Source organism: Saccharopolyspora pogona, assembly GCF_014697215.1.
Classification (GTDB): domain Bacteria; phylum Actinomycetota; class Actinomycetes; order Mycobacteriales; family Pseudonocardiaceae; genus Saccharopolyspora; species Saccharopolyspora hattusasensis.
Genome location: NZ_CP031142.1, coordinates 8,318,444 through 8,336,554 on the forward strand (window position 1 = coordinate 8,318,444; position 18,111 = coordinate 8,336,554).

An 18,111-nucleotide genomic window follows, 5' to 3' on the forward strand; every position below is an offset into this window, starting at 1 on the left:
GGTGCCCCTCCTTATGTATGTCCAATACGCGGCGGAGGGGCCGTCCTCGCCAGGAAACCTCTCAGAACCCGCCGATGGTCGTCTTGGCAAGGTGGCTGCAAGCGGCTGCGCCGCTTCCAAAGGCGTGGACGGCATTCGCCGACAGGTTCTCATCCGGCGGTCAGTTCCCGACCATCGGTTCACCTGCCGCGCAGCACCGCCGGGAGCTCGTCGGGGTGGACCACACCGAGGCGCTGGGTGGCTCGGGTCAGCGCCACGTATAGGTCGTTGAGCCCGCGCTCGGATCCCGCCACGATCGCCGCCGGGTCGACCACCAGGACCGAGTCGAACTCCAGGCCCTTGGCCTGGTCGACGGTCAGCAGGACGCACGGCGATTCCAGGTCGTCCGGGCGGGTGCCGATCACCGCGTCCGGCAGGGATGCCGCCAGCCGCGGCCCGATTCCGGCCAGCAGCTGCGGCGGCATCAGCACCGCGAGGCGGCCATCGCCGACCCCGCGCAGTTCCTCGGCGACCGCCTCCGGCAGCGCGGCGGCGAGGTCGTCGACCTGGCGGGTCCACGGCTGGTGCCCGCTGGTGCGCACCGAGCGCGGCGCCACCAGCTCGGTGTCCATTTCGGACAGTACGTCGGCGGCGATGGCCATGATCTCGGCCGGGGTGCGGTAGTTGACGGTCAGTTCGACCAGCTTCCAGCGGTCCTGCACGTACGGGTGCAGCACGTCGTGCCAGGAGTCGGCCCCGGCCAGCGCGCCGGTCTGGGCGACGTCGCCGACCAGCGTCATCGACCGGCTCGGGCAGCGCCTCATCAGCACCCGCCACGCCATCGGGGACAGCTCCTGCGCCTCGTCGACGATGACGTGGCCGAAGGTCCAGGTGCGGTCCTCGGCCGCGCGTTCGGCCGCGGTCAGGTCGCTGGTGGCGCGGAACCGCTCGGCCAGCAGGTCGGCGTCCAGCACGTCGGAGACCCGCAGCCGTTCCTCGTCGGCGAGCTCCTCGTCCTGCTCCATGATGTGCAGAACGCCTTGCGCGTAGGCGAGTTCCTCGCGCTGCTGGCGTTCGCGCTCGGCAAGCTCCTGGGCGTCGTCCTCGCCGAGGAGCTCGGCGAGCTCGTCCAGCAAGGGCACATCGGTGGGCGTCCACGGCGTGCCCGGCAGGCGCAGCAGCTCGTCGCCCTCGTCGTCGTCGAGGTGCTTGCGGGTTGCGGTGGCCAACCGGTCGGGCGAGCACAGCAGGTCGTCCAGCAGCTCCTGCGGGGTGATCTCCGGCCACAGCTCATCCAGCGCCTTGCTGACCACCGCATCGGCGCGCAGTTCGCGGTTGATGTCGTCGAGGTCACGGCGGTCCAGCAGGTCGCGGCCCAGCCGGTCGGCGACCTGCAGGGTCAGCGCCGAGAACATCTCGTTGCGGAAGATCCGCCGGGCGAGGTTGTGCGGCCTGCGGGACCGGCGGGCGCGGGTGCGAGCCTGGGTCGCGGTGCGCCGGTCGATGCGCAGCGCCTCGCCGTCGTTGGTGAGTTCGGTGTAGTCCGCGGGCACCTGCTGCCGGTCGCGGACCGCGGCGGCGAGCACGTCGACCATGCTCGCGCGGCCCTTGATCTCCGCCGCCCGAGCGGATTCCTCGCCGGTGGCCGTGATCCCCGGGTACAGACCGCCCACAGTGGACAGAAGGACGCCGGTTTCACCCAGCGACGGCAGGACCTGCCCGATGTAGCGCAGGAACGTCGGGTTCGGCCCGACCACGAGCACGCCGCGCTTGGACAGCTGCTCGCGGAAGGTGTACAGCAGGTAGGCGGCGCGGTGCAGTGCGACGGCGGTCTTGCCGGTGCCAGGGCCGCCCTGCACCACCAGCACGCCGTTCATCCCGGCGCGGATGATCCGGTCCTGCTCGCCCTGGATGGTGGCGACGATGTCCTGCATCTGCCCGGTGCGGCGGGCGTCGAGCCGGGCCAGCAGCGTGGCCTCCCCGGCCAGCCCCAGGTCGCTGCCCTGCTCGACGGCGTCGAGGTCGAGCACCTCGTCCTCGTAGTCCAGCGCCTTCCGCCAGCTGGTGCGCAGGTGCCGCCGACGGCGCACGCCGTCCCGCGCTGCCGCGGTGGCCAGGTAGAACGGCCGGGCCGCCGGGGCCCGCCAGTCCACCAGCAGCGGCTCGTACTCGTGGTCCTCGTCGAACAACCCGAGCCGTCCCACGTGGAACGTCTCGCCGCTGTCGAGGTCCAGCCTGCCGAAGCACATCCCGTGCTCCACCGCGCTCAGCTGGGTCAGCCTCTCGGTGTACATCCGGGTGGAGATGTCGCGTTCGGTGCGGGCCTGCGGCGGGCCGCCGCCGTCCCGCAGCGTTTCCTTCAGCCGCTGCGTGGTTTCCTGCCGTAGGGCGTCGAGCTTCGCGTACAGCATCGAGAGATACTGCTGCTCGGCTGCGATCTCCTGGGCGCGGACGGTGTCCCGATCTACTCGGGCGTTGGACAATTCGCCACCTCGTGCCTGGGCGGGTTCGTTGGGGGCGGGCTTGCGACCTGCGCGCAGACCCGACCCGCCAATATACCGCCTCAGTAGCCCGAGTAGCTGCCGCCGGACCTCAGGCCTGCGACGCCGGGGACGTCGCCGACCGAGCCGTAGGTCGTGATCGCGTACCGGGTCGCCGCGACGATGTTGTCGACCGGGTTGTAGATGTCGTCGTGGCCGGGCAGCGCGTAGGACTGGAAGGTCGGCTCGATGGTCTGCATCAGACCGATCGACGGGGTGCCGGCCGCCGCGTTGGAGTCCCAGTTGTTGGTGGCGTTCGGGTTTCCGTTGGATTCATGCATGATGATCGTGCGGATCGCGTCGGCGTCGACCTGGTCGCGCGGGATGCCGTTTTTCTCCAGAACGCCGATCGCCTCGCTGATCCAGCCGCCGATCTGGTCCTTGGGCTTCTCGGCCACCTGCTCGGCGGGCGGTTCCTGCTTCGCCGGTTCGGGGGCAGCTTCGGGGGCGGGCTGCGCGGCGGGAGCGGGCTGCGCGGCGGGAGCGGGGGCGACCTCAAGGGCGGGGGCTTGCGCGGGCGCCGCCGGGACGGGGAGCTGCTCAGCGGCCAGCGAGGTGACGTCCGCGGCGGCCTGCACCGGGGGGTTCTCGGTCTTCGTGCCCGCGGCGGAGGTGAACACGGCGATCACGCCGAACGCGGCCACGGCGACACCGAGCTGCAGGGACCGCGACTTCGGGGGAACGCGGTGCTGCCGGTTCGCCGAGTCGCCGGCGAACGCGGCGCGGATCCAGCTCGCCGCCTGCGGGACTGCCCTCTCCCCGCGGTGCCGGTCGGGGAGGCGGGTACGTCGGTCGGGGAGGTTCTGATCGGGGAGCTTCGGTTGGTCGGGGGTCACGAGAACCGAGAATCCGGGACGGAGAGTGCACGCGCACCGAGGTTTGTACGTACGCGAGTACCTAGGTTCGACCAATTGGGTGCGGATTCGAGCCGTCTCGACTACGGAAAGTGAGATTGCCTGGAAATGGTGTCGCTCGTATCACTCGTCTTCTGCGCGGCCACCCAGCCGCCGATCTGCGCCCGCGACGAGAAGTCGAGCTTGGTCAGGATGTTCTGCACGTGGCCCTCGACGGTGCGCTGCGCGATCACCAAGCTCTCGGCGATCTCCTTGTTCGTCTTGCCCTGCGCGACCAGCTCCGCGATCTGCCGCTCGCGCCGGGTCAACGGCATCGGGTGCACGTTGTCGTCGGCGCGCGGCCGCGCGTGCCGCTTGACCTCCAGCGCGAAGTCGATGGTGTCCGCCAACGACAGCTGGCGGCCGCGGTCGAACGCCGCATGGAAGGCCGAATCCCCGAGCGCGGAGCGGATCTGCGCCTCGTGCTCGTCATGGTCTCCGGCGAACCTCGCCCAGAAGCCAGGTGCCGCTCGCACGGCCTCCCACACCGCCGAGGCCGCGCCGAACAGCCGGGCGGCGCGGTCGTTCCTGCCCTGCTGCTGCGCGATCCAGGCGAGGGTGTCGATGTTGAAGGCCATGCCCAGCCGGTTGTCCAGCTCGCGCTGCAGCCGCAGCGCCTCCTTCGCCGCGGCCTCGGCCCGCTCCGGTTCACCCCGCCGCACCTCGACCTGCGCCGACGCCCACAGCGAGTAGGAGCGCCAGTACAGCTCGCCGAGCTCGGTCGACGACCGGATGCCTTCCGAGAGCAGCTCCAGCCCGGACTCGTGATCTCCGCCCAAGCCCTTGATCAGGCCGAGCCCGAACAGGGCGAACAGCTCGCCGACGAGCACGTCGTGCTTGCGGAACCGGCTGAGCGCGTCCTCCGCCAGCCCGGCGGCACGCGGCGAGTCGTTCAGGAAGAACGCCGCAAGCCCGCGCACCAGCGCCAGGTACGCCTTCTCCGTCTCCTCGCCGCGCTGGGCGGCCAGCACCGTGGCCTGCTCCGCCGTCGGCAGGACCTTGTCGAGATCGCCCTGCAACAGGGCGAACCACGCGCTGACCCACAACGCGCGCACCCTCTCGGGCACTCCGGTGGGCGCGATGGCCAACGCCTGGTCGAGCCAGTGCCGGGCCTCGCCGTTGAGACCGCGGATGCCCCAGTACTGCCAGAGGTCGGTGCACATCTGCAGCGCTACCCCGGCCGTTCCCGGGCTCGCCGCGGCCGTGTGCAGCGCGACGCGCAGGTTGCCCTGGTCGCTGCGCAGCCGGTTGACCCAGGCGACCTGGTCCGGGCCGATCCACCCCGCGGCGAAGCGCCCGGCCAGATCGGAGTACCAGGCGCAGTGCCGCTGCCGCTTGGTCGCCAGCTCGCCGGACTCGACGAGCTTGTCCTGGCCGTATTCGCGCAGGGTGTGCGGCAGCCGGAAGCGGACCTCGCCGCCTTCCTCCTCGCGCATCAGCACCGACTTGTCCACCAGCGAGTGGATGGCGCCCAGCACATCGGAGTCCGACAGCCCGTTGCCGGCCACGTGCTCGGCGGCCGCGAGGTCGAAGGACCCGGAGAACACCGACACCCGCGCCCAAGTGATCCGGTCCTGGGTGGTGGCCAGCTCGTAGCTCCAGTCGATCAACGCGCGCAGCGTCTGCTGCCGGGCGGGAGCGCCGCGACGGCCCTCGGTGAGCAGGTCGTAGCGCTCGGCCAGGCGTCCTTCCAGCTGCTGCAGCGACAGCGACCGCAGCCGGACCGCCGCCAGCTCTATCGCCAGCGGGTTGCCGTCGAGGTGATGGCACAGCCGCATGAGGGCGATGGCGTTCTCGTCGTTGGTGACCTCGAACTCGGGGACCGCGGCCTTGGCCCGCTCGACGAACAGCCGCACCGAGGCGAACTGCTCGTAGGACTCCGGTGGCGGCAGGTGCTCGATGTCGGGCACCTGCAGCGGCGGGACGACCATGGTCGCCTCACCGGCGACGCCGAGGGACTGCCTGCTGGTGGCCAGCACCCGCACCCCGGGGCACCAGCGCACCACCGCGTCCACCAGCAGCGCGACGTCCTCGATCACGTGCTCGCAGTTGTCCAGCACGAGCAGCATCTCGCGGGACTTGAGCTGCTCGATGACGGTGTCGATGTCCTCCCCGCCGGACGGGCCGCCGATGCCGAGCTGCTCGATGACCGCGTCGACCACCAGCGAGCCGTCCCGGATGTCCTCCAGTTCGACGCACCACGCCTTGCCGCGGAACGAGCGGCGCATGTTGCCCGCGACCCGCATCGCCAGGCGGGTCTTGCCCACGCCGCCGGGGCCGGTGAGGGTCACGACCCGGGATTCGGCCAGCAGTCGCTTGGTGAGGGTGATCTCGCGGCGTCGGCCGACGAAGCTCGTGACGTCGGCCGGGAGGTTGCCCGCTGGCTCCCGCACACGGGCTCGCGCAGTGGAGACCACGCTTCGAGCTTAACCCGCTGCGCGGCCCCTGACCTGGGATCTTGGTCCTGGCTAGCCGAATCGCCGAAGGCCTGCTCACCGGGGAGCAGATCGCCCCGGACTTCGCCCACGGCCTCCGCCTCCACCGAGTCCTCGACGCGATCCGGGCCTCGGCGGCCACCGGCACCCGCCAAACCCTCACCTGAGAAAGAGCCGTGAGCACTTTGCTGCTGCAGCGACCCAAAGTGCTCACGGCCTCGACGGCAGGCGCGTTCAGCTCGATTGCCTTCGGGGCTACCGGTCAGGGCTTTGTCACCTCAACGAGAGCCTTGTCGCCGTACGCCAAATCGGAGACGTGGTGCCCGTTCGCGTCGCGCAGCCTGGCGACATCGCCCTTGTCGTTCCAAATCGGTCGCTTGCTGCCGTAGGAGAAGCCGCCGTAGCCGGGGTGCATCTCGTTGGTGTAGACGCGGATCCGCTGCCCCGGCTGCAGCACCGTCCCGGGCGGGAAGGTGAAGTCCTGCCCGGGGTCGTCGGCCCCCAGCACCCAGCCGGACATCTCAGCGCTCACGGTGCCCCGGTTCTGGATCTCGACGTACTCGTCTGCTTGGGTTCGCTTCACCTTCCCCTTGTAGACCACCTCGGTCACCACGACATCCGGCTTGCCCACCCGGGAGAACATGGCGACTATGTGAGCGCTGTTCGATCCGCTCTCGGGGCTCTTGAACTGCCTGACGATCTGCCCGTCCTGCTTGAACCCGCTGATTACAACTGCATATTCCGCACCGTTGACCTTCACCGTCTCGGGAGAAACGAACGTCGGCAGGTCGACCAAGTCCTCCGGGGCCGCCGAGTCGTTCGGCGTTTCGAAGTGGTGGAAGCGGAAGCTGAAGTCGCTCTGGGTTCCGTCGTCGAATCCGACTTCGACCTTGAGATCCACGTCGAACTGGTTCGACGACATCGGTGTGGTCGGGAAGTTCTTGTGGGTGAAGGTGCCCAACGTGAATTCTTGGCCGTCGAGCCGCACGTCGACCTTGCCGCCGCGGAACTCGTACCCGCTCCCGCCATCGCCCCACGTCACGTGCTCGGTGCCCAGGCCTGATGCTTCCGAGGAAGGGAGGCTGATCAAGGACCATGTTCCCGAAGTGGTAGCAGTGCTCATAGGTTTATCTCCTAAATGCGAGCAGAATTCATTGAGAAGCGACCTGAAGAGAAGCGCCGAGTTCTCGATGATTCCGGCGGCGCACGTGTTGGAGGGTTCTCGACAGGCTCGTCATCTACGGTCCGGTCGCAGCTTCATGGTCACCACTGCTTGCCCACGAACGTGGCTCCGAGAGCGCACAACCGCATGAAAGTCAAGCTGCAAGAGCCCGAAACGCGCGGTGTAGGTCAGCAGGACCGCGTCCGGGCCGAGCTGAACTCGCTGAACTCGTCGTGCAGCAGCGCCCTCACGGCCTCGCCGTCCGCGCGCGCCTCGGGGGTGAGCAAAGCGAGCTCGCTGCTGATGACCGCCTCGAAATCTTCGTCCACGTCTGATGAAGCTAACGCCGCAGTCACGCGGTTTTCCGGGCGTCAACGGCCGGTCATAGGGTGGCGGCGTGCGGTTCGAGGGTTTCGGGGATGGTGCGCTGGAGTTCTTTGACGGCCTCCGGGCCGACAACTCCAAGGCTTATTGGGGCGACAACCTCGCTCTTTACCAGGAGCATGTTCGGGCTCCGATGGAGGCGTTGCTCGCCGAGTTGGAGCCCGAGTTCGCGCCCGGGTTCGGGAAGGGCAAGGTCTTCCGGCCTTACCGGGACGTGCGTTTCAGCGCCGACAAGTCGCCCTACAAGACGCACTGCGGCGCCGTGATCGAGCAGGGGCGCGGGAGCGGCGCCTACTACGTCGAGGTCGGCGCGGACGGGATGCTCGTCGCCGGGGGCTGCTACCACACCGAGTCCGACCAGCTGGCCAGGTTCCGCGCCGCGGTCGACACCGACATTCACGGCGAGCGGCTGCGGGCGTTGCTGGCCGCGCTCGTCGGGCAGGGGTGGGAGATCGCGGGGGAGACCCTCAAGAGCCGGCCGCGCGGGTTCGCCACCGACCACCCCCGGCTGGACCTGCTGCGGCACCGCACGCTCTACGCGTCCCGCACCTGGGAGTCCGACGACGTCCTCTACGAGCGCGCCTGCCTGGACCGGGTTCGGCAGTCCTGGGTCGCGGTGCGCGAACTGAACCACTGGTGCGCCGACCACATCGGAGTCACCGAGAAGAAGCGCCGCTGACCTACCGCATCCGCCGCGCGGCCGCCACGACCGCCCAACCCGCCACCGCACCCGCCACGTCGACGAGCCCGTCGGCCACCTCGCAGCTGCGGCCGATCGGCAGCAGCCCCTGCAGGATCTCCGAGGCGGCCGCGTAGCCCACCAGGCCCGGCAGCAGCCTCGACGTCCGGAATCCGGCGATGCGGCCGGTGGCCGCCAGCGCGCCGAACAGCACGAAGTGCACCACCTTGTCGGTGCCCGGCGGCGCGGTCGGCACCCCCGAGTCCGGCATGAAGATGATCACCAGGCTGGCCAGCACCGCGACCCCGAACGGTATCCGGGTGAGCCGCGTTCTGTAATGATCCAGCAACGGTCTCCCCGATCGGCGTCGACAGGTATGGCTGAGTGCTGCGCGCGTCGGTCAACAGACTACGCTGGCATAACGTGAGTCGACGAGCCAAGATCGTTTGTACCATGGGCCCAGCCACCGCCACACCGGACAAGGTGGCCGAGCTCGTCAGCAGCGGAATGGACGTCGCCCGGCTGAACTTCAGCCACGGCAGCCACGCCGACCACCAGCAGGTCTACGAGATGGTGCGGGCCGCGGCCAAGGAGTCCGGTCGCGCCGTCGGCATCCTCGGTGACCTGCAGGGGCCGAAGATCCGCCTCGGCAAGTTCGCCGCCGGGCCGGTCGAGTGGCGAACCGGCGACATCGTGCGCATCACGGTCGACGACGTCCAGGGCACCCACGACCGGGTGTCCACCACGTACCAGGGCCTCGCCAGCGATGCCAAGGTCGGCGACCGGTTGCTGGTCGACGACGGCAAGGTGGGGCTGATCGTCACCGGCGTCGAGGACAACGACGTCATCTGCGAGGTGACGGAGGGTGGTCCGGTCTCGGACCACAAGGGCATTTCCTTGCCTGGCATGGATGTTTCGGTGCCGGCACTGTCCGAAAAGGACATCGAGGACCTGGAGTTCGCGCTCGAGCTGGGCGTGGACGTCATCGCGCTGTCCTTCGTCCGCAGCCCGGCCGACATCGACCTGGTGCACCAGGTGATGGACCGGGTCGGCCGCCGCATCCCGGTGATCGCGAAGCTGGAGAAACCGGAGGCGGTCGACAACCTGGAGGCCATCGTGCTGGCCTTCGACGGCGTCATGGTCGCCCGCGGTGACCTCGGCGTCGAGTTGCCACTCGAGCACGTGCCGCTGGTGCAGAAGAGGGCGATCCGGATCGCGCGGGAGAACGCGAAGCCGGTCATCGTCGCGACCCAGATGCTGGACTCCATGATCAACAACTCGCGTCCGACGCGGGCGGAGACCTCCGACGTCGCCAACGCGGTGCTCGACGGCACCGACGCGGTGATGCTCTCCGGCGAGACCAGCGTCGGCCGCTACCCGATCGAGACCGTGCAGACGATGGCGCGCATCGTCGAAGCGGTCGAGGCGGGATCGACGGCACCGCCGCCGCTGAGCCACGTCCCGCGCACCAAGCGCGGCGTCATCTCTTACGCGGCGCGCGACATCGGCGAACGCCTCAACGCCAAGGCGCTGGTCGCCTTCACGCAGTCCGGCGACACCGTGCGCCGGTTGGCCCGGTTGCACACCAGGCTGCCGCTGCTGGCGTTCACCCCCGAGGAATCCGTGCGGAGTCAGCTCGCCCTCACTTGGGGGACGGAGACGTTCTTGGTCCCTAAGGTGGACACCACGGACCAGATGGTGCGGCAGGTCGACCAGGCGATGCTGTCGATCGGCCGTTCGCAGCGCGGCGACATGGTCGTCGTCGTCGCGGGCTCGCCGCCCGGCACGGTCGGTTCCACCAACCTCATCCGCGTGCACCGGCTGGGCGAGGAAGACCACGTCTGATCCGCATTCTCGGACGGGAGCCACCCGGCGCTCCCGTCCGGCGATCCAGCGTACTACTCCGAGGAGCGCAGTGACCGAAGCTGCCCGAGCCGCTGCGGCCGATCCCGCGGGGACCCGCCTCCAGGGCGGGGTCCCGCGCGACGTCAACGGCATGCCGCACGGCCAACCGGTGCTCGACAGCCTGGTCGCGCTGCTCGACCTCGAACGCATCGAGGAGAACATCTTCCGCGGCGTCAGCCCGGCCTCCTCGCCGGTCCGCGTGTTCGGTGGCCAGGTCGCAGGCCAGGCGCTGGTCGCCGCCGGTCGCACCGTGCCGCCGGAGCGGCGGGTGCACTCGCTGCACGCCTACTTCATCCGGCCCGGCGACCCGAGCATCCCGATCGTCTACGAGGTCGACCGCACCCGCGACGGCCGGTCGTTCACCACCCGCCGCGTGGTCGCCGTGCAGCGCGGCAAGACGATCTTCTCGCTGTCCGCGTCCTTCCAGGTGGACGAGGACGGCATCGACCATGCCGAGCCGATGCCCGAGGTGCCGGACCCCGAGACGCTGCCGACCTTCGGCGAGCAGATCGGTCCGATGATCGAGAAGCTCGGGCGGGCCCAGCCGAGGCCGATCGACGTGCGCTACGTGACCGAGCCGCCGTGGGTCAGCCGCGACCGCGGCCCGCGCGAGGCCCGCAGCCAGGTGTGGATGCGCGCCGACGGCGTGCTGCCCGACGACGACCTGCTGCACGTGTGCACCGCCGCCTTCGCCTCCGACATGACGCTGCTCGACGCTGTGCTGGCGCGGCACGGCGTGTACTGGGGCCTGGACAAGGTCAACGGCGCGAGCCTGGACCACGCGATGTGGTTCCACCGGCGCTTCCGCGCCGACGAATGGCTGCTCTACGACTGCGCTTCGCCCAGCGCCTCCGGCGCTCGCGGCCTGGCCACGGGCCGGTTCTTCTCCCGCGACGGCCAACTCGTCGCCACCGTCGTGCAGGAAGGCCTGCTCCGGGTAGGCGACTGATCACGCCTGGCCGGACCGGCGGCGGCGCTTCGGGCGCAGGTGCCGCGGCGGCGTCAAGGCCCGGGTGTGCAGCTGCTCCAGCACGATCGAGCTGGTGAAGTGCCGGACCTCGGTGCGGGACGCGAGCTTGTCCACCAGGAACTCCTGCAGGTGTTTGGTGTCGGCGACCGCCACGTGCAGCAGGAAGTCGGCCTGCCCGCTGACGTGCAGCAGGGAGCGGGTTTCCGGCTGCGCCATCACGAATTCCCGGAACATGTCGACGACTTCGCGGGTGTGCGGGCGGACGTTGATCGCCACCACCGCCTCCAGCGCCAGCCCCGTCGCGGCCGGGTTGACGTCGATGTGCGACCCGGTGATCACGCCCTGTTCCCGCAACCTCCGAACCCGTTGCAGGCAGCTGGACGCCGCCAACCCGACCCGCTCGGCGAGCACCCGGTTCGGCAAGGTCGCGTCGTTCTGCAATTCCTCCAGGATCCGCCAGTCCACCGAATCGAGTTCTACAGATTCCTGCACAACCGAACATGCTACGGCGCGACTGGCGTGGCGGCGAACGAACATCGAAAATTTCGGTATCCCACCGCTGATCCGATTCGAAGGAGCCGTCGTGCACATCGCCTGGGGGTCGTTCCTGCTGGCGCTGCTGGTGATCGTCCTGGTACCGGGGCCCGACTTCGTGCTGGTGACCCGCAATGCCGCGAACGGCGCGCGCTGGGGCTGGCTCGCGGCGGCCGGTGTGACCTGCGGGCTGCTGCTGCACGCGACGGCGGCGACCGCGGGGCTGTCCGCGCTGGTCGTGACCGTGCCCGCGGCGCTGCTGGTGGTGAAGGTGATCGGCGTCGCCTACCTGGCCTGGATGGGCCTGCAGATCCTGAGGAAGTCCGGCGTGGTGCCGGCGGGACCCGAGGTCGACGAGCCGCGCTCCGGCGGTGCGGTCTTCCTGCGCGGGCTGCTGACCGACGTGCTCAACCCCAAGGTCATGCTGACCTTCCTGACGCTGCTGCCACAGGCCATGGACCCGGCGGCGGACCCGGTGACGCAGGCCGCGCTGCTCAGCGGCGTCGCGGTGTCCGCGTTCGCGGCGTGGTGGCTGGCCGTGGTGCCCTCGGTGCGCTGGCTGTCCGCTTTCCTGGCGGATCCGCGTCGCCGCAAGGTCTTCGAGCGGTGCTGCGGAGGCGCACTCCTAGCTATGGCGACCGCGATCGCCGTCGGCTGAGGCCCGTTTCCGCTTGGCAGGACCGCGTTTCGGCACCGTCCGTGCAAATCCGTTGACCGTCCGTGATGACCGTGACTACGCTGCATGATCTGGTCGGGAGAGCCGAGGGAGCTGCGCGATGCGTCGACGGTGGGGAGTGGCGTTCGGACTTGCAGTGGCCCTGGGGGCATCGGTCGTCCTCGTAGCGCCGTCCGGTGCTGCGCCCAGCGGGCCGGACGCGCTCCGCGTCGACCTCGACAACATCCTCGCCGACCAGCGGCTGAACGGCTCGCACGCTGGCGTAGTGGTGCGCGACCCGGCCACCGACGAGGTGCTCTACAGCCGGCAGGCGGCGGACCGCGCGACTCCGGCGTCGAACGCGAAGCTGCTCACCTCTGCCGCGGCTCTGGAAGCCCTGGGGCCGGAATACCGGTTCCGAACCGATGTGGTGACCGATGCTCCGCAGCTGGGTCCGGTGCTCAGCGGCGACCTCTACTTGCGCGGAACCGGTGACCCGACGCTGCTCGCGGCCGACTACGACCGGCTCGCGGAACAGGTCGCGGCGTCCGGGATCCGGCTGGTGCGCGGGAGGTTGCTGACCGACTCCAGCTGGTTCGACGACGTGCCGCTGGGCACGGGCTGGGCCTGGGACGACGAGCCGTACTACTACGCCGCCCCGGTCTCGGCGCTGACGGTGGCGCCGAACACCGATTTCGACGCCGGAACCGCGATCGTGCGGGTCAGCCCGACCGCCGAAGGCCGGCCCGCAGCGGTGCAACTGGAACCGGCGACCGGCGTGGTGCAGGTCGACAACCGGGCCACCACCTCGGCCGCGGATGGCGAACCCGATGTGACCGTGGAGCGCGAGCACGGCGGTTCCCGGGTGGTCGTGAGCGGGACCGTCCCGGTCGGCGCGCAGCCGTTCGAGGACTTCACCACGGTTCCGGACCCCGCCGGGTACGCCGCGGACGTCTTCGCGAGTGCACTGGCCGCGCACGGCGTGACGATCCGGGGAACGGGGAAGGGCACCGTGCCGGTTGGTGGGCGGGAGCTCGCTTCGCGGCAGTCGATCCCGCTGCGGGAACTCCTCGTGCCGTTCCTGAAGCTGAGCAACAACGGGCACGCGGAAGTCCTGGTGAAGGCGATGGGGCGGGAGATTCGTGGTGACGGCAGCTGGTCGGCCGGGCTCGAAGTGCTGACCGACAAGCTGAGCGGTCTGGGCGTGGACCCCGCGGTACTGCGCATGGTGGACGGCTCGGGACTGTCCACGATGGACCAAGTGACGCCGGAACAGCTGACGGTGCTGCTGGACAACGCTCGCGAGCGGGCCTGGTTCCGGGCCTGGTACGACGCGCTGCCGGTGGCCGGGGTCGCGGACCGCATGGTCGGAGGCACGCTCCGCAACCGGATGGCTGGAACCGCGGCCGAGAACAACGTGCACGCCAAGACCGGCTCACTGACCGGAGTCACGTCGCTGTCCGGTTACGTCACCACCGCAAGCGGCCGCGAACTGGTCTTCTCGGTGGTGTTCAACGACTTCCTCGCGAGCTCGCCGAAGGACCTGGAAGACGCGATCGCGATCCGGCTGGCCGAGTACAACGGCGCCGACGACCAGCCGCGCGGCCGGGTGCACGTGCCGCAGTCGCGCACGCAGGTCGACGATCCGGGCACGTGGGTGGACGAAAGCGCCCTCGAATGCTCGTGGGTGAAGGCCTGCTGACCCTGAGGGGCCGGTGTGGGCCCGGTCTCAGGTGAGGCTAAGGGGCATTCCGGAGGCCGGGGTGCGGTTACGCCGGTAGCGTGAAGGCGTCCAGCCAGCACGCGAGCGTAGGAGCCCGTCCCGTGACCTTCATCAGCGACATTCTGGCAGTCGTCGGAGGCTTGCCGAAGCCGCTATTGGTACTGGTGACCGGGGCATTGGTGCTCGGCGAATGCACCATCGGGCTCGGCTTCCTGGTGCCCGGGGAGAGCGGTCTGCTGGTCGCCTCCGCCGCGGTGACCGATGTGGGGTTCTTCATCGTGCTGGCTTCGGTCGTCGCGGTTTGCGCGGCTGTTGGCGACAACATCGGGTTCTGGTTGGGGCGTCGGTATCGGCTGAAGATGCGCGAGACCAAGGTTGTGCGCAAGCTTGGTCAGCAGCATTGGGATCGGGCCGGGAGGTTGTTGTGCCGGTGGGGTATCGGGGCCGTTCTGGTGGCCCGGTTCCTGCCCGTGGTCCGGACCTTGATGCCTGCTGCCGCCGGGGCCAGCGGGATGTCCTACGGGCGGTTCTTCGTCTCGTCGTTGGCTGGGGCTGTTGCTTGGTCCGCAACGCACGTGAGCATCGGATGGGCCGCCGGGGCTTCGGCCAAGTACATCGAGGAGATGTTGGGGCGGGCCAGTTGGGTTTTGATCGTGCTCGTCGTGGCTGTTGGGGTTGGGGTTTGGTTGCTTCGGCGGAACCGGGCGCGGCGGGCCGTTGTCGAGGAGGAGCGCGCCGGCGGTGAGCTGGCGGACGTTGAGTCCGCGGCTTGAGGGACTTTGGTGAGGGGCACCCGGTTGGGGGTGTCTCTTTCTTTTTTGGGGGGTTTGGGGGGTTGGGTTTCGCTGGTTGGGGTTGGGGTTGGGGTTGGGGCTTTTGGGGTTCTGTTGTGGGTGGGCCATCCCCGTGTCGGTGGAGTGTGGGGGCTGCGGGCCGGAGGTCAAGCCCGGCCTTCGGCCGCCCCTTCGGGGGTGAACGGCTTGACATCCGTCCCGCAGCCCCTGTTCGGCTTTGTGCCACGGGGATGGCCAGGAGTGGTCTGGCGGGGTGGGGCTTTTGCGTTGCGGGGTTTGTCTCGGTCGGGCATTCACCTAGCTAGGGGGCGTGGGCGGTGGTGATCGTTCCGTTCCGAGGTGGTCCGTGCGTGGTTTTCGGTGCTATAGCGCTTGAAACCGCTCACGATGCTCGTGCTGGTGGTCTGGTGGTGGTTGGGTGTCGCCTTCGGCGTGCTGTGGTTTTCGTTGCTGTTTCTGTGTCGGGTTTCCGGTGTTTTCGTTTCCGCGGCTTGGGTTTTTGGGTTTCGGGCCGGGTGTTTCACCTGATCAAGTGACCATAAAAGGCGTGCGAACTGGTGTTCTAATGCGGGAGAATATTTGGTATGACACCGCTGTTGAACATCCAGGATCCGGCCGTCGGCACCGTTGGTGCCCGGTCGGCGGTGTCGTGCACGGATGCCGAACTCGCCGCCCGTATCTGTGAACTGGAGCAAGCGATGCGGGTGTTGATGATGGAGCAGTTGCAGTGCATCGCCGAAGCCGACCACCGTGGTGGGTATGCCGAGTTGGGGTTCCGGTCGGCGCAGGTGTGGTTGCAGGGGTTGCTCAACATCGATGCGCGTGATGCGAAAACCCGCGTCAAGGTCGCCCGCAATGTTGAGGACCGGCAGAGCTTGTATGGCGAGGTCATGCCCGCCGACCTGCCTGAGACTGCTGCGGCTTTGGCAGAGGGTGCGATCGGGTTGGAGCATGCGCGGGTGATCGTGGACGGGGTCCGCCGCCTGCCGGAGTATGCCCGCTGTCATCAGGTCGGTGAGGTCGAATCAACCCTGGCTGGGTATGCGCGGATGATGACGCCTCGTGAGCTGGAGAAGCTTGCCGAGCGCATCCCCTATCTGCTGGATCAGGACGGTGCCTACGACGACGAGGAAGACCAGCATGAGTCGCGGGAGCTGCACTACACGGTTGCCCGGGATGGGATGACGGTCATCAAAGCCCGCCTCGACCGCGAGACCGGGGCGAAGTTCGCCGCGCTGATGCAACCGCTGGCCGCACCGCGGCCGGAGGTGGAGGGGGAGAAGGATCCGCGGTCGGTGGGGCAGCGCAACGCCGACGGGTTCGCCGCGATCCTGGACCTGGCGCTGGATCATGACGGGGTTCCGCGTTCGGGTGGACAGCGGCCGCACATCACCATCTCCATCGACTTCGAGGACCTCAAGCGAGGGCTCGGGTTCATCGCCGCCGAGACTGGTATGCCCGGCACCCTTAACACCGAACGGGCCATCACCGCCGAGAACGCCCGCCGCATCGCCTGCGACGCCGAGGTGCTGCCGGTGGTTCTCGGCGGGGACGGGCTCCCGCTGGAGGTGGGTCGGGAGAAGCGGACCGCGCCGACGCATCTGCGGGCGGCGTTGCTGCAGCGGGACGGGGTGTGTGCGTTTCCGGGGTGCGACCGGCCGCCGGGAACCCCGGAAGCACATCACATCGCCCACTGGGTCGATGGTGGAAGCACCGAGCTGGGCAACATGGTGATGCTCTGCGGTCATCATCACCGGACCCTGCACAACCAGCGGTGGGAAACCGAGATACGAGACCGGCGACCGGTGTTCATCCCACCGCCCACAGTGGACCCCAAACGAACACCAAGACCAGGCGGTAGAGCACTACCCACCCAACACCGCGAATACCTCCGGGACCTCATCCCCACCCAGCGGGGCCCGGCGGGCGATTCGTGACGCTCAGATTGGGGTGGTGGCGCGTTGGGTTCATGCGACACCAGGCCATGACCCGGTTCGCCGTCTACACCGCGGCGCTACCTGGGCTCCTGAGCTTCAGGCGATGGGGGGCATCAACTGCGCGTGACTTCGCTCCGCGGCTGCTTGTTGCGCGTGGCCAGGTAGCCGATCACCAACGCGATCGCGAGCACGGGTGTGATGTACAGCGCGATGCGCGTTTCGGCGTCGAAGGCCAGCAGGACCACGACGAACGCGAGGAAGGCCAGCACCACGTAGTTCGAGTACGGTGCGAGCGGCATCCGGAACGGTCCGGCCTGGAGTTCGCCGCGGGCGACCTTGCGCCGGTAGCCCAGGTGCGCGATCAAGATCATCGCCCAGGTGAAGATGGCACCGGCGGTGCTGGCGCTGGTGATGTAGGTGAACGCCTGCTCCGGCACGAAGTAGTTGAGCACCACGCCGATCAGCATCGCGCCGAACGTGACGCCGATGGCCCGTGAGGGCACCGCCCGGCCGCTGAGCACCCCCACCGAGCGCGGCGCCTGGCTGTCCTCGGACAGCGTGCGCAGCATCCGCGCGGTGGAGTAGATGCCGCTGTTGCACGACGACAGCGCCGCGGTGGTGACCACGAAGTTGATCACACCGGCCGCCGCCGGTATACCGATCAGGGTGAACGCTTGCACGAACGGGCTACCGCTGGTCGGGAACTGGAACCACGGGACCAGCGCGGTCAGCGCGATCAGCGCGCCCACGTAGAAGATCAGGATCCGCCACATCACCGAGTTGATCGCCCGCGGCAGCACCTTCTGCGGGTTCTTGCTCTCGCTGGCGGTCTGGCCGACCATCTCGACGCCGACGAAGGCGAACATGACGATCTGGAACGCCAGCAGCGACGAGGCCAGGCCGTTGGGGAACAGCCCGCCGTGGGACCAGATGTTGCTCAGCGACGCGGTGTCGCCGAGGTCGCTGAAGCCGAACACTAGGATCGCCGCGGCCAGCACGATCAGCCCGATGATGGCCAGCACCTTGATGAGGGCGAACCAGAACTCGAACTCGCCGAAGAGCTTCACCGCGATCAGGTTCACCCCGCTGAGCACGATCAGTGCTCCCAGCGCGGGGATCCACTGCGGGATCGTCGGGAACCAGAACTGGAAGTACTTGCCGACAGCGGTGATCTCGGCCATGCCGGTGACGATCCACACCAGCCAGTAGCCCCAGCCGACCGCGAACTTCGCCCACGGGCCGACGAACTCGCCCGCGTACTCCGCGAACGACCCGCTGACCGGTCGGTACATCAACAGCTCGCCGAGCGCCCGCATCACGAAGAAGATCATCAGCCCGGCGATGGCGTAGATCAGGATCAGGCCGGGGCCGACCTGGTGCAGGGCCTTGCCTGAACCGAGGAACAGGCCGACCCCGATCGCCCCGCCGATCGCGATCATGTTGATGTGCCGGGGACTCAGATCCTTCCGGTACTCCTCGGCCACTGGTTGGCTCATCGAAGTGGACTCCTTGCTCGCCAGC

General features: G+C 68.9%; 16 protein-coding genes. 8 read left to right on the plus strand and 8 right to left on the minus strand.

Features of this window, described 5'->3' with window-relative positions:
* Nucleotides 1-179: 179 nt before the first annotated feature.
* The 3 genes from DL519_RS39390 to DL519_RS39400 all read right to left on the minus strand — a co-directional run bounded on the left by DL519_RS39390 (nucleotide 180) and on the right by DL519_RS39400 (nucleotide 5,805).
* Nucleotides 180-2,462 carry a HelD family protein gene (locus DL519_RS39390; protein ID WP_190822456.1) on the minus strand — a complete coding sequence of 761 codons (2,283 nt, stop codon included), beginning with the start codon at nucleotides 2,460-2,462 and terminating at the stop codon, nucleotides 180-182.
* A gap of 80 nt (nucleotides 2,463-2,542) precedes the next feature.
* Nucleotides 2,543-3,355, minus strand: coding sequence for a transglycosylase SLT domain-containing protein (locus tag DL519_RS39395; protein ID WP_190822458.1), 813 nt, complete (start codon nucleotides 3,353-3,355; stop codon nucleotides 2,543-2,545).
* Between the two features lie 101 nt (nucleotides 3,356-3,456).
* Complete coding sequence (locus DL519_RS39400; protein WP_223840050.1) at nucleotides 3,457-5,805, minus strand: LuxR C-terminal-related transcriptional regulator; 2,349 nt, start codon at nucleotides 5,803-5,805, stop codon at nucleotides 3,457-3,459.
* 65 nt (nucleotides 5,806-5,870) lie between these two features.
* Here DL519_RS39400 and DL519_RS39405 point away from each other — a divergent pair, with 65 nt between their 5' ends.
* Nucleotides 5,871-6,014: a hypothetical protein gene (locus DL519_RS39405; RefSeq protein WP_190822462.1), complete on the plus strand. Its 144-nt coding sequence runs from the start codon at nucleotides 5,871-5,873 to the stop codon at nucleotides 6,012-6,014.
* Between the two features lie 95 nt (nucleotides 6,015-6,109).
* On the opposite strand, the gene DL519_RS39410 is transcribed toward DL519_RS39405, so the two are convergent.
* Nucleotides 6,110-6,970, minus strand: a complete 861-nt coding sequence (locus tag DL519_RS39410; RefSeq protein ID WP_190822464.1) for a lamin tail domain-containing protein — start codon at nucleotides 6,968-6,970, stop codon at nucleotides 6,110-6,112.
* A 227-nt stretch (nucleotides 6,971-7,197) separates the two neighbouring features.
* Nucleotides 7,198-7,338 (minus strand): hypothetical protein, encoded by a 141-nt coding sequence (locus tag DL519_RS39415; protein WP_190822465.1) that lies wholly within the window; start codon nucleotides 7,336-7,338, stop codon nucleotides 7,198-7,200.
* Between the two features lie 68 nt (nucleotides 7,339-7,406).
* Here DL519_RS39415 and DL519_RS39420 point away from each other — a divergent pair, with 68 nt between their 5' ends.
* Nucleotides 7,407-8,072, plus strand: a complete 666-nt coding sequence (locus DL519_RS39420; protein ID WP_190822467.1) for a DUF2461 domain-containing protein — start codon at nucleotides 7,407-7,409, stop codon at nucleotides 8,070-8,072.
* Between the two features lies 1 nt (nucleotide 8,073).
* On the opposite strand, the gene DL519_RS39425 is transcribed toward DL519_RS39420, so the two are convergent.
* Nucleotides 8,074-8,421 carry a VanZ family protein gene (locus tag DL519_RS39425; RefSeq protein WP_190822469.1) on the minus strand — a complete coding sequence of 116 codons (348 nt, stop codon included), beginning with the start codon at nucleotides 8,419-8,421 and terminating at the stop codon, nucleotides 8,074-8,076.
* A gap of 74 nt (nucleotides 8,422-8,495) precedes the next feature.
* Between DL519_RS39425 and pyk the strand changes: the two genes are divergently transcribed.
* Both pyk and tesB read left to right on the plus strand, forming a co-directional pair.
* Complete coding sequence (gene pyk / locus DL519_RS39430; RefSeq protein ID WP_190822471.1) at nucleotides 8,496-9,917, plus strand: pyruvate kinase; 1,422 nt, start codon at nucleotides 8,496-8,498, stop codon at nucleotides 9,915-9,917.
* A 70-nt stretch (nucleotides 9,918-9,987) separates the two neighbouring features.
* Entirely contained in the window at nucleotides 9,988-10,926 is a 939-nt protein-coding gene (gene tesB, locus DL519_RS39435) for an acyl-CoA thioesterase II (RefSeq protein WP_190822473.1), read from the plus strand.
* On the opposite strand, the gene DL519_RS39440 is transcribed toward tesB, so the two are convergent.
* Nucleotides 10,927-11,439, minus strand: coding sequence for an Lrp/AsnC family transcriptional regulator (locus tag DL519_RS39440; RefSeq protein WP_190822475.1), 513 nt, complete (start codon nucleotides 11,437-11,439; stop codon nucleotides 10,927-10,929).
* Nucleotides 11,440-11,530: 91 nt separating this feature from the next.
* Here DL519_RS39440 and DL519_RS39445 point away from each other — a divergent pair, with 91 nt between their 5' ends.
* The 4 genes from DL519_RS39445 to DL519_RS39460 all read left to right on the plus strand — a co-directional run bounded on the left by DL519_RS39445 (nucleotide 11,531) and on the right by DL519_RS39460 (nucleotide 16,590).
* Nucleotides 11,531-12,139 carry a LysE family translocator gene (locus tag DL519_RS39445; RefSeq protein ID WP_190822477.1) on the plus strand — a complete coding sequence of 203 codons (609 nt, stop codon included), beginning with the start codon at nucleotides 11,531-11,533 and terminating at the stop codon, nucleotides 12,137-12,139.
* 118 nt (nucleotides 12,140-12,257) lie between these two features.
* Nucleotides 12,258-13,838, plus strand: coding sequence for a D-alanyl-D-alanine carboxypeptidase/D-alanyl-D-alanine endopeptidase (dacB, locus tag DL519_RS39450; protein ID WP_190822478.1), 1,581 nt, complete (start codon nucleotides 12,258-12,260; stop codon nucleotides 13,836-13,838).
* A gap of 122 nt (nucleotides 13,839-13,960) precedes the next feature.
* On the plus strand, nucleotides 13,961-14,632 hold the full coding sequence (locus DL519_RS39455; RefSeq protein ID WP_190822480.1) for a DedA family protein: 672 nt from the start codon (nucleotides 13,961-13,963) through the stop codon (nucleotides 14,630-14,632).
* 605 nt (nucleotides 14,633-15,237) lie between these two features.
* Complete coding sequence (locus tag DL519_RS39460) at nucleotides 15,238-16,590, plus strand: HNH endonuclease signature motif containing protein (protein WP_190822482.1); 1,353 nt, start codon at nucleotides 15,238-15,240, stop codon at nucleotides 16,588-16,590.
* Nucleotides 16,591-16,703: 113 nt separating this feature from the next.
* On the opposite strand, the gene DL519_RS39465 is transcribed toward DL519_RS39460, so the two are convergent.
* A complete protein-coding gene (locus DL519_RS39465; RefSeq protein WP_190822484.1) occupies nucleotides 16,704-18,086 on the minus strand; it encodes an amino acid permease in 1,383 nt (460 codons plus the stop codon).
* Nucleotides 18,087-18,111: the final 25 nt, after the last annotated feature.

Bases quoted from the DNA above. Each gene is read 5' to 3' on its own strand.
- DL519_RS39460 (WP_190822482.1), top strand. From the start codon at position 15,238: ATGACACCGCTGTTGAACATCCAGGATCCGGCCGTCGGCACCGTTGGT.
- DL519_RS39410 (WP_190822464.1), bottom strand. From the start codon at position 6,970: ATGAGCACTGCTACCACTTCGGGAACATGGTCCTTGATCAGCCTCCCT.
- DL519_RS39465 (WP_190822484.1), bottom strand. From the start codon at position 18,086: ATGAGCCAACCAGTGGCCGAGGAGTACCGGAAGGATCTGAGTCCCCGG.
- dacB (WP_190822478.1), top strand. From the start codon at position 12,258: ATGCGTCGACGGTGGGGAGTGGCGTTCGGACTTGCAGTGGCCCTGGGG.